General features: G+C 55.9%; 9 protein-coding genes. 8 read left to right on the top strand and 1 reads right to left on the bottom strand.

Features of this window, described 5'->3' with window-relative positions:
- Positions 1-3: 3 nt before the first annotated feature.
- From F451_RS0114900 to F451_RS0114935, 8 genes are all read left to right on the top strand, one after another.
- Positions 4-975, top strand: a complete 972-nt coding sequence (locus tag F451_RS0114900) for a TRAP transporter substrate-binding protein (RefSeq protein ID WP_020682187.1) — start codon at positions 4-6, stop codon at positions 973-975.
- A gap of 57 nt (positions 976-1,032) precedes the next feature.
- Complete coding sequence (locus F451_RS0114905) at positions 1,033-1,557, top strand: TRAP transporter small permease (RefSeq protein ID WP_020682188.1); 525 nt, start codon at positions 1,033-1,035, stop codon at positions 1,555-1,557.
- Positions 1,554-2,831, top strand: a complete 1,278-nt coding sequence (locus F451_RS0114910; RefSeq protein ID WP_020682189.1) for a TRAP transporter large permease — start codon at positions 1,554-1,556, stop codon at positions 2,829-2,831. The genes F451_RS0114905 and F451_RS0114910 overlap by 4 nt, the downstream gene beginning before the upstream one ends.
- 28 nt (positions 2,832-2,859) lie before the next feature.
- Positions 2,860-3,756: a 4-hydroxy-tetrahydrodipicolinate synthase gene (gene dapA / locus F451_RS0114915; protein ID WP_020682190.1), complete on the top strand. Its 897-nt coding sequence runs from the start codon at positions 2,860-2,862 to the stop codon at positions 3,754-3,756.
- Positions 3,757-3,898: 142 nt separating this feature from the next.
- Positions 3,899-6,847: an FAD-dependent oxidoreductase gene (locus F451_RS0114920; protein ID WP_020682191.1), complete on the top strand. Its 2,949-nt coding sequence runs from the start codon at positions 3,899-3,901 to the stop codon at positions 6,845-6,847.
- Positions 6,848-6,959: 112 nt separating this feature from the next.
- Positions 6,960-7,355 carry an allophanate hydrolase-related protein gene (locus tag F451_RS0114925; protein WP_026291790.1) on the top strand — a complete coding sequence of 132 codons (396 nt, stop codon included), beginning with the start codon at positions 6,960-6,962 and terminating at the stop codon, positions 7,353-7,355.
- Between the two features lie 120 nt (positions 7,356-7,475).
- On the top strand, positions 7,476-8,906 hold the full coding sequence (gene hydA / locus F451_RS0114930; RefSeq protein ID WP_020682193.1) for a dihydropyrimidinase: 1,431 nt from the start codon (positions 7,476-7,478) through the stop codon (positions 8,904-8,906).
- Between the two features lie 131 nt (positions 8,907-9,037).
- Complete coding sequence (locus tag F451_RS0114935; protein WP_240476494.1) at positions 9,038-9,676, top strand: GntR family transcriptional regulator; 639 nt, start codon at positions 9,038-9,040, stop codon at positions 9,674-9,676.
- 170 nt (positions 9,677-9,846) lie between these two features.
- Here the strand turns inward: F451_RS0114935 and F451_RS0114940 are convergent, their stop codons facing one another.
- Positions 9,847-10,239 (bottom strand): hypothetical protein, encoded by a 393-nt coding sequence (locus F451_RS0114940; RefSeq protein ID WP_020682195.1) that lies wholly within the window; start codon positions 10,237-10,239, stop codon positions 9,847-9,849.
- Positions 10,240-11,108 lie beyond the last annotated feature (869 nt).

The raw sequence follows: 11,108 nt of genomic DNA on the forward strand, positions 1-11,108 counted from the left end.
TTGATGAAGCCTTATCTATTGGCAGCGGCTGTGGCGTTGGTAACCTTTAGCGCTGGGTCGGTAAACGCCGAGACAATTACATTAAGGGCGGGGCATTCCGCTAATGCGGACGAACCCTACCATAAGGGGCTTGAGCGTTTTGCACAGGTGCTCGAAACGGAAACCGAAGGCCGTGTTAAAGTTGAGATATTCCCGAACAACCAGTTGGGGAATGAAAAGGAAATGATCGAAGGTGTGATGCTAGGTACGCTGGACATAACAGTTCCGACCAACGGTGTTCTCACCAACTTTGTCGATGAGTTGTCGATTTTTGATTTACCATTTTTATTTAAAAGTCGCCAGCACATGTACGGTGTTCTAGAAGGTGAAGTCGGTGCTTCGCTAAGTAATTCTATGCAGGATAAAGGCTTCAAATTGCTCGGCTTCTATGAGGCCGGTGTGCGTCATATTATTACCAAAGCACCGATTTACAGTATCGACGATCTGGATGGCGATAAAGTTAGAACAATGCAGATACCGGCCCACGTAGCATCCTTCAATGCCTTTGGTGCTAACGCTACACCCATTGCCTATAGTGAGCTCTATTCCGCGCTTCAGTCCGGTGTCGTCGACGGTGCTGAGGCAGCGTATACAAACTATGAATCAAAACGTTTTTATGAAGTCGCACCCTATCTGGCCGAAGTCAGTTGGACCACATTGGTAGCGGATCTGATTATGTCCGAGGAAAAATTTGAATCCTTCCCGGAAGATATACAGGTTGCCATTTTGAAAGCGGGTAAGGCATCGACAGATTATGAGCGGGAAGTCTATGCGAATAGTGATTCACAGCTGCGCGGTAAATTAGAATCCTATGGTGTCACTATCACGAAACCTGATGTTGCACCTTTTCGGGAACGGGCACAGAAAGTATATGACGAGTTCGCCGATACCGACAAAAAGAAAAAGCTCGTTGAGTTAATCGAAAAGACTGAATAGTACAACGGATGTCACTTCGATAAAATGTTAACGACCAAGCGTTAAAGGGGTATATCGATGCAGCTCGCGCTTCGGATTTCTGAACTGATCGTTCAGGGGCTTAGGTCAGTAGTCGCCGTACTGATTGTGATCTTTTTCTCATATATGGTATTGGCAGTACTGGCCCAGGTTCTGGGTCGATATGTGTTCAGTTATTCCATCGCGGGGGCTGTGGAGACAGCCACTTTTTCCCAGATATGGATGATATTTCTGGCGGCGGGGCTTGCCATGCGACGCAAGCTTCATGTGGGCATTGATGTGCTTTACATGCACTTGCCGCGCCTGCTGCAACGAGTGATCGCCATCGCGATTCTCGCCGTCGGCCTCTGGTTTCTCTGGACCGCGATAATGGGCAGCTTTCAGCTGATCCGCATCGGCATGGTGCAGACTTCGCCTGCGCTGAGCATTCCCATGTGGTTGCCGTATCTGTCACTGCCGGTGGGTCTTTCCTACTTTGCACTAGAGTTCTTCGTCAGCTACCTGCACATGATTTACGGTCCGGGAACGGATGCCATTAACGAGGACGAAGGGGAGGCAACATGACGATTGTCGCGGTCGCGTTTTTTGCATTGATCCTGCTGGGCGCACCTATAGTGTTTGCTCTGGGTGTCTCAGCCGCCAGTGCCCTGATGGCCGAAGGCATTCCGATGAGCATAGTGTCTCAGCGGATGTTTGCTGGTCTAAACAGCTTCACAATTATGGCCATACCGTTTTTCGTGTTTGCGGGATTGTTGATGGAGCGCGGTGGCATCGCGCGACGTATCATTGATTTCGCCACTGCGCTGGTGGGCTGGATCAGGGGTTCACTGCTGCTTGTATCGGTGGTGTCGGGTACAGGGCTTGCTGCCATTTCAGGATCCGGTTCTGCGGATACCGCTGCGACGGCATCGCTGATGTTGCCCGAAATGCGCAGGCGGCGTTACGGCATTGATTTTGCCGCAGCACTAATGGCAGCCGCGGGTTCCCTGGGGCCTGTCATTCCCCCGTCGATCATGATGGTGGTGTTGGCGACGGTCGGCAACCTGTCGGTCGGCGACATGTTTCTTGGTGGCATAGTGCCGGGTCTGTTGATGGCCTTCGGGTTGCTTGTCGTGGGGTACGGTTATGCCCGTTACCATGGCGGTGCCTACGCAGAAGTATCGCCGTTCTCCCTGAAGCGCCTGGGAGTGGCGGCGGTACAGGCGGGGCCCGCATTTCTCATGCCGCTTATCATTGTCGGCGGTATCGTGGGGGGGATCTTTACGCCGACAGAAGCCGCCGCCGTAGCGGTTGCCGCGGGTTTGCTTATTGGCATGTTTATTTATCGAGAGCTGAAATGGCGGGATATACCGGACCTCATTTTGCGGGCGGCGGGGATTTCCGCCTCGGTCATGATGATTATTGCGACTGCCAGTGTTTTCTCCTGGATCGTCGCGCGAGAAAATGTGCCGGGCCATTTGATGGCGCTATTGCAGAGTGTTTCCGATAACCCCTGGGTGTTCCTGATGATGCTAAACGGTGCCCTGCTGGTTATTGGAATGTTCATGGAGAGTATTTCGGCCATACTGATTTTGATGCCTGTATTGCTGCCGGTGGCGCAGAGTTATGGTATTGATCCTTTACATCTTGGTGTGGTCGTTGTCATGAACCTTTCGATAGGCATGATTACGCCGCCATACGGTATCACTTTGTTTGTCGCCAGCAGTATTGCGCAAAGGCCTATCACAAAGGTTGCTGCAAAGGTTATTTACCCGCTTAGTATAATGCTGACTGTGCTCTTGGTTGCAACCTACGTTCCTGCTGTGGTTACCGCGTTGCCAGAACTGCTTTCAAATTAAAGTATAAGATTTTACTGGAGTTAGAATAATGAAGGAATTCAACGGTACCTTTACTGTTTTGATCACACCTTTCGATAAAAATAATAAATTTGATGAAGCGAGGATGCGGTCTTTTGTGGATTGGCAGATTGAACAGGGCATTCATGGTCTGGTGCCGCTTGGCAGTACTGGCGAATTTTTGTCCATGGATGATGATGAAAAGAAACAAGTTGCCCGTACGGTCATTGAACAGGCGGCGGGTCGTGTACCTGTATTGGTGGGAACCGGTGCTGAAAGCACGGAAGATGCAATTCGATACAGCCGACAGGCAGAAGCGCTCGGCGCCGATGGCCTGATGATTATTCCGCCCTATTATTGCAACCCGACTGAAGATGAACTCTTTAATCATTACAAGCGGATTGCCGACGCGGTATCGTTGCCGATCATGATTTATAATAATCCGAATGCGGCGAATGTCGATATGTTGCCAGAAACGGTGGCCCGTTTGTCGACCATCGATAATGTTCTTTACATCAAGGAGTCGACTCTGGAAGTCACCCGGGTACGGGATATTATTCGACTATGCGGTGATCGTCTGACTGTCTTTGGTGGTGTCCTCGGTTTTGAATCCTTTGTCAGTGGCGCAAAAGGTTGGGTGGCTGTCGGCTCCAATGTTATGCCGGCGGAATTTGCGGCGCTCTATAATGCAACCGTCTTGGAAGAGGACCTCGATAAAGCGAGAGAAATATATAATCACATTCTGCCCGTTATCGATTTTGTTTTCGGCCATCGCTATGTTTCAGGCACCAAGGCTTTGCTCGATGAAATGGGCCTTAGCGTCGGTGTTCCGCGTTCACCGCGTCTGCCATCCCCGGCGCAGGATCGTGAGTGGGCCCGACAGATTGTCAGTTCCCTGGGGCTTGCTGCGTCCCCCTCTGGCCAGTAGTCGGGTCTTGTTGAATTAGTGGCTTCATGTACTGGCGTGCCGCTTAAATGGGCAGGCACGTGCGTTAAGCCATAGCAGTGCCTGATCGATGACGAAGGCTTCAAGCAAGCCGGGTTGTAGTGGATGAGACCAGGAGAAACGAATGCGAGCTTCAGAGCGTCAGTCCAGGCTGGGGGCAACCGCGAAACGCATATCCTTCAATGGTACGCCTGTTCAGGTGGTGGAGGGGGAAAGCATAGCCGCGGCACTGGTTGCCGCCGGCCACCTGGCGCAGCGTGGCGGTCGTCAGGGGGCGGGTCATGGGCACTACTGTGGCATGGGCGCCTGCTATGAATGTTTGGTGACCGTCAATGGCAGTTCCGGCCACCGTGCCTGCATGACCCCGGTTGCCGATGGCATGGTGGTCAGCTCTCAGCCCTATCGCAGCCAAGTGACGACGGCTGACGAAACCGTCGCTGCGATGCCAAGCGAAGCACTGCCTGAAGACGAGATTGACGTACTGATCATAGGGGCAGGCCCTGCAGGACTGCAGGCTGCGCTGGCGGCAAAGCGTGCAGGCGCTGTCGTGCTCGTTGTTGATGAACGGAGCAAACCGGGCGGGCAATATTTCAAACAGTTGTCCGGCAGCCTTGAAGAGCCAGCTCTTGACAGGCAGATGCTGAAGGGGCGTCAGCTTACTCAGAAGGTACTCAACGCCGGCGTTGAATTGCACACGGGCACTTTGGTGTGGGGCGCGTTTCGTGAGGGCGACGACAGTATCTGCATCGGTGTAAAGGGTCCACAGGGGGTTAGTTTGAAGAAACCCCGTGCGCTTGTGATTGCCACGGGAGCGACCGAACGTCCCTATCCAGTGCCCGGCTGGACCTTGCCTGGCGTGATGACAACGGGTGGGCTTCAGACCCTTTTGCGCACTTATCGCACGGCGCCCGCGGGACCTATTGTGATCGCGGGCAATGGTCCATTAAACCTGCAGGTCGCGGCCGAACTGGTTGAGGCCGGGTTTGATGTCGCGGCGGTGGTTGAAAGTGGCAGGCCGCTGTCTATGTCCGCGCTGCGGTCTTCGGCCTTGGCGATGGCGCGGGCGCCTTCGTTGATATTTCAGGGCATGGGCTATCTCTGGCGGCTACGCCAGGCCGGTGTGCCGATTATTTACGGGCATGCCGTGAGTCGCGTCTTGGGGGGAGCCCAGGTTGAGTCGGTTGAGTTGGCGGCCGTGGCTGCCGATGGCAGTCTGACGGCAGAACGGCGACAGCTGCCGGCACGAGCGCTAGGGTTGGGGTATGGCTTCTTGCCCCAGGCCGAGATTGCTCGTCTGTTGGGAGTCGAACATCGGTGGAATGATGGTGACCAGGGTTGGATCTCGGCAGTACGGGAAGATGACGGGCGCTGCAGTGTCCCAGGTGTCTTCGTCGCAGGAGAGGCCGGAGGCTTCGGTGGTGCCCATATCGCCATGGCTCAAGGTTATCTGGCAGGCCTTGCTGCTGCCGCGCATTGTGGTCATCGTCATGGGGATCCCGAGCAGGAATATTGGCGTGGTTATTTGCGCCGGCACCGGAATTTTCAGTATCGCATGTGGTTTGCGTTTAAGTCTGCATTGCAGCCCTTGGCCGGCGTCACGCCTGATACCGTCATTTGTCGCTGTGAAGATGTGACTGCCGCAGAGATTCAGGCTTGTGCCAGCCCGCAAGCTGATTTTGGTGCCGTTAAACGCCATACCCGGGCCGGCATGGGGCGGTGTCAGGGTCGCTATTGCGCCGCGTCTGTTCAGCGCTTGCTGGCAGAAGAGCAGCAGGTTTGTGGAGAGCTAGACCTGCCTGCGCCCCAGAACCCGGTTAAGCCCCTGATTGCCGGCAGCATCGCCATCGAAAAAGGCGAATGGGGTGGACATCTCCGTGTCACACCACCGTCGCGTCGCTGCTCGGGGGCGAACAACGAAACTCAGATTGAGCTCAGACAGGCCGAAGTGACGGTGATCGGCGCCGGGATCGCCGGCGTCTCAACAGCGCTGTTTCTTGCGCGTGCAGGGATTGATGTCGTGGTCGTTGATCGCCGGGCGCCGAACAGTGAGGCCTCCGGCGGCAACGCCGGTAGTCTCCATGTTCAGTTATTGTCTTTCGATTATGGGCGCAAGGCCGAAGCCGGAGGTGGCCCGGCTGCACAGACCCTGCCGCTGCAACAGGCGAGCGCACAGCTGTGGGCATCTCTGGCCGGGGAGCTCGATTGCGATATCGAGTTTAAGCGCAGCGGCGGCCTGATGGTGGCCGAAACGAAACAGCAGTTGGCCTTTCTTGAAGAGAAGGCGGCGTTGGAGCGTTCACTCGGCATCGATACCCAAGTGATCGGTGCTGCTGAGGCATTTTCTCTGTTGCCCCAGTTGTCACCGTCGGTGATCGGTGGGGCCTGGTGTAGCGAGGAGGGAAAGATCAATCCGCTGCTAGCAACGCCCGCATTGGTGGCCGCCGCTAAAGCGGAGGGCGCGCGCTTTTATATTGGCGAATCCGTGCAGAAGGTAGCACCCGAGGGCAGTGGCTGGCGGGTGGAAACCAATTGCGGGTCGATCAAAACAGGGCGTGTCGTCAATGCGGCGGGTGCCTGGGCCGGTGGTGTTGGCGCGCTTGCCGGTATCGAGGTGCCGGTGTCTGGTACTCCGCTGCAGATGATTGTCACCGAGGCCACGGAGCCGCTGGTGGATGTATTACTGGCTCATGCCGACCGTCATCTGACGCTTAAACAGGCGGCAAACGGCAACCTGATTATTGGTGGTGGCTGGCCCGCGACCGCGAGTCTTCCCCACGGCCATCCGCGTCCTTTGCTAGACAGCCTTGAAGGTAACTTGTGGGTTGCCCGCCATGTACTGCCTGCTGTCGGCCGATTGCGGGTACTCAGAAGTTGGGCCGCCATGAACGTCAATATCGATGGCGCACCCATACTCGGGGAGGTTGTGGGACACCCTGGATTTTATAATGCGGTGACGTCGAACGGTTATACCCTGGGGCCTATGGTTGGGTGCATAACGGCCGAGCTTATTCAAGGGCGCCAACCCGAGTGGGACCTGTCGCCGTTTTCGCTGGAGCGCTTCGTGAATCCGTAGACGCTACTTATGGCAGAGACACCTGATGAGGTGGCTGAGTCCAGGGAAGCGGCTCAGCCTGATTTGAGCAGGTATATGAGTATTCAAACGTCAACTATTGCAAGGAACTGTTATGAGTCATTCAGAACCCATGTTACGCATGTTCGTCAACGGTCAGGCGATGTCCGGCGGCAGCATCAATTTTGCCCTTCAGGGCGCCAAGTGCCTGGGCAGGGTCAACACTGCTAAAAAGTATAAATTCTATTCGGTACGCGATGAGTTTCCCGGTCTTTGGCCTGTCGTCGAGGGCGGAGCCATGGTACCGGGAGAGCTCTATGAGGTGTCCTATCGTCAGTTACGCGAGCAGCTGCTGCCTAACGAACCCTGTGAGCTGGAACTGACATTGATTGAACTCGAAGACGGTTCGGGGTCGCTAAGCATGAAAATGCGTGAAGATGCCATTGGGCTGCCTGGTGTGACCGATATCACCGATTGCAACGGCTGGCATGCTTATCTGGCGTCAAAGTAAGGCTTTGGATGTTGTTTCTGCGCCTCTGGCGCAAGCTTTCACACCTGTGCAATCGCAGCGGCACCCGCTGAACAGGGTTCAGATAGTAAGAAGGCTGAGTTTCTTTAAAGAGGGGTGTAGATGAACAGTTTTGATCTGGTTATTCGAAATGGCACTGTCGTCACGGCCGCAGATACGTCGATCTGCGATATCGCGGTGCGTGATGGGCGCATTGTGGCCATGGGCGAGGGGCTGGAGGCGGGCCGTGAAGAGATCGATGCGAGCGGGCAGTTTGTGCTGCCCGGTGGCGTGGATGCTCACTGTCATCTCGATCAGCCGATGGGACCCGGGGTGCAAATGGCGGACGATTTCGAATCCGGTACCCGCTCTGCAGCGTGTGGCGGAACTACTACGGTGATCCCGTTTGCCGCTCAGGAAAAAGGGGCAAGCCTGAAAGCTGCCGTTGAGGATTATCACCGCCGGGCCAATGGGAAGTCTTGTATCGACTACGCCTTTCACCTGATCATCAGCGATGCCAGTCAGGATGTGCTGGTGCGTGAGTTACCGGAACTGATCGAGGCCGGTTATACCTCATTTAAGATCTATATGACATATGATGACCTCAAGCTCGACGATCGTCAGATTCTGGAGACCCTGGCGGTTGCTCGGCGCGAGGGTGCCATGACGATGGTACACGCGGAAAATGCTGACTGTATCGCCTGGCTCACCGAGACACTGGAGGCAATCGGCCATACGGCGCCCCGTTATCATGCCGATGCCCGACCCTCGATCGTTGAACGGGAGGCTACACATCGGGCGATCTCGTTGGCCGAGCTTGTCGACACGCCGGTGTTGATCGTCCATGTTTCCGGTCGTGAGGCGATCGAGCAGATTCGCTGGGCCCAGGGGCGAGGGCTGAGGGTGTACGGCGAAACCTGCCCTCAATATCTGTTTCTGACGGCAGAGGATCTGGACAAGGATGGCTTTGAGGGCGCCAAGTGCGTCTGCAGCCCACCGCCGCGGGACAAGGCTAATCAGGCCGGGGTCTGGGACGGTTTGGAAAATGGCGTTTTCCAGGTTTTTTCATCGGACCATGCGCCTTTTCGCTACGACGACGACAAGGGCAAAAAGGCGGCGGGAGACACAGCGCCCTTTCAATACATACCCAACGGCATTCCGGGGATTGAAACCCGTCTGCCGCTGCTCTTCAGCGAGGGGGTCCTGGGGGGGCGGATCGACATTACAAGGTTCGTTGCCCTGACTGCGACAAACCCCGCCCGGATTTACGGGCTGTACCCACGCAAGGGCACCATCGCGATCGGGGCGGATGCTGATATTGCGATCTGGGATCCGAAAGTGGAGTGGACCATTCGCAATGCCGAGCTTCATCACAATGTCGACTATACCCCCTACGAGGGTATGCAGCTGCGAGGTCGGCCTGTGACCACTATTTCCCGGGGGCAGGTCGTATGGCGTAATGGCCAGTTTAAGGGCACTGCGGGACAGGGCCGGTTCGTACCCTGTGAGCGGCCTCAGCCGGCACGTCCGCGGGGTGAGAGCCGCGGCTTCTAAGCCTTCGACAAGCCTGGCCTGATGCGAGCATTCGCAGGCCGGGCAGCGTATAATCGGCAGGCTAACTTTTGATGGTATTTTAGTGGTATACCATTTTGTTCGGGGCTTGTTCGGCAGAGGTAGGAATACGATTGCAAGAGATTCTGGGTAAAGAGGGGCTCTCGAAAGTTGCGTATGACGCAGTCATGCGAATGATTCTGGCGCGTGAGCTCTCCGCCGGTGAGGTATTGCAGGAACGTCGACTCGCCGAAGCGCTGGATATGTCCCGCACCCCGGTTCGCGAAGCGTTGCGCCAGCTCGAAGCCGAATCTTGGCTGGTGCGCCTTAGTGCGCGGACCATTGCGGTCAAGCGTGTATCACTTGATGAATATATCAGTGCCTTACAGGTGCGGGAGCTGATCGAGCCCGAGGCAGCGGCAATCGCGGCGGTCAAAGCGGAGCCTGGCATGATCCGCAACTGCCGCCAGCAATTGCAAGAGCTGATGGAGGCCACCAAACCCAGCCCGAATCAGCAGTGGGAGTTCGACCAGGCGCTGCATCTGGGTATCGCCAATGCAACCCACAATAAGGTTCTGGCCAAGATCGTCACCGAACTGCGCAAGACGACTCAACTGTTTGAGAATCAGACTCTGCCGGCTCGAACCTCGCCGGGGCATGATGAACATTTGGCGATTATCGATGCGATCGAGCAGCGGGATCCGGAGGCTGCACGCCTGGCCATGCAGGTACATTTGCGTCAAACCAAGAGAAATATTCTCGATGCGCTCTGAGCAGAATCGGTGGAGCCCGATTACCAGATGGTGCTGAAACCGGTCCGATGATAAGCCTCCGTGCGCCCTGGTTTTTGAGCACCCAAGAGCGGTAGGGTACTACACAGCAGATTGCGACTGAGGCGCGACCTGGATGATAGCGCCATCTTTTATTACCAGTGACCCGGCGGTTACCGCTCCAGGTCGTTTGGGCTAAACGGCTGCATCAGCATGGCCCAGGGCATCAGCGCGACCCAGGGCGTCAGCATGGCCTGCATCATTTTCTGTGTCTGCTGCTGCAGCTGATCGACCGCGGCGAAGTAGTGCTCCATCGGGATCTGGCCATCGATTGCTTCCTGACTGACGACGCCATCCCGGAACGTTTTGCGCTCGCAGCGAATACGGGCCTTGTCGCCCTGGAGTTGAATTTCGATAAACAGAAACTCGGCCTGCCACCAGGGCCCCGGATTCAGCCAGGGCATCAGGGGGTTGAACAGGGGGGCCGGTACCGGTGCCTTGCGGTTGGCCTCAAAGGCCGCCTGGGCCCGGTCTGTTTTCGTAGTCGCTTTCTTTCGATCGGTCATCACTGCCTCCCGTCTTCGCCTCTTGAGCACCATGCTGCATTGCAGCACCCGCCATTGAGTGTAGCCGACGGGCGAGCGTTGGGTATTTCAGGATGTGTTGCGGTGAGCCTGTTTCGGTGTCTTTTTTTGTTTTTCCAGGTCGAAGATTCGAATCCGAGAAGAGGGCTCGACTCGAGCGCAGTGAAAGCCATTCCTCCCAATAGCCTGCCTTAACAGGTCCCGGGCGCCACTTTCAGCTCTCTGGGTGCACAGCGGAATTTCCGCGGGTGCTGTTGGAGCTCAAAGGCTGCAAAGCAGAAATCCGTGAGTGCAAAAGCCAAGGTTTCCCTTTAATCGGCGAAGACCCTTTTTTCAAGCCAGCCGGTTCCACTGACGCGCCGGGTAATGGGTGTTCGGAACTTTGGCGTCCTGCAGGACTGGCTCGGGTAGGTCAGGTGCTGTTCCGCATGCCAGCCTGACCGATGCGCGCTGCACTGCGCCGTTAGCGCTTGCCGAATAGCAGCAGCCTGTCGGACTCCATGCTGATCTGCGAACTCGCTTAAGCGGTTCTTTGCCACTCGTTCCAGGTGTTATTAACCTGGTGTGCAAATAGGTTCCCTACCTATTTGCACATCACGCCACGGAAACGGGCGCAGGTGCGCGGACATGCTGGTTTCCGCGGCGTTCGCATTGGCCTGCGGCCAATGATGAAGCATCCCTGCTTCATGTATTAACCCGCCGGGTTAATAAATAGAATCACGATGCACAAGCTACACTCATGTAGCTTGTGCTGCCGGTAGCTAAGGCTGTGTGAATTGGCCGTTCTGCCAATGTATTGTCCCAAATGAGTGCAAAACCGCCGTAAAACAGTCTATCCATCATTATGATCG

This window comes from Marinobacterium rhizophilum DSM 18822 (genome assembly GCF_000378045.1).
Taxonomy (GTDB): domain Bacteria; phylum Pseudomonadota; class Gammaproteobacteria; order Pseudomonadales; family Balneatricaceae; genus Marinobacterium_A; species Marinobacterium_A rhizophilum.

What these genes read in the sequence shown, in the direction of transcription:
- F451_RS0114900 (WP_020682187.1), top strand. Translation starts at nt 4, where the DNA reads ATGAAGCCTTATCTATTGGCAGCGGCTGTGGCGTTGGTAACCTTTAGC.
- F451_RS0114905 (WP_020682188.1), top strand. Translation starts at nt 1,033, where the DNA reads ATGCAGCTCGCGCTTCGGATTTCTGAACTGATCGTTCAGGGGCTTAGG.
- F451_RS0114910 (WP_020682189.1), top strand. Translation starts at nt 1,554, where the DNA reads ATGACGATTGTCGCGGTCGCGTTTTTTGCATTGATCCTGCTGGGCGCA.
- dapA (WP_020682190.1), top strand. Translation starts at nt 2,860, where the DNA reads ATGAAGGAATTCAACGGTACCTTTACTGTTTTGATCACACCTTTCGAT.
- F451_RS0114920 (WP_020682191.1), top strand. Translation starts at nt 3,899, where the DNA reads ATGCGAGCTTCAGAGCGTCAGTCCAGGCTGGGGGCAACCGCGAAACGC.
- F451_RS0114925 (WP_026291790.1), top strand. Translation starts at nt 6,960, where the DNA reads ATGAGTCATTCAGAACCCATGTTACGCATGTTCGTCAACGGTCAGGCG.
- hydA (WP_020682193.1), top strand. Translation starts at nt 7,476, where the DNA reads ATGAACAGTTTTGATCTGGTTATTCGAAATGGCACTGTCGTCACGGCC.
- F451_RS0114940 (WP_020682195.1), bottom strand. Translation starts at nt 10,239, where the DNA reads ATGACCGATCGAAAGAAAGCGACTACGAAAACAGACCGGGCCCAGGCG.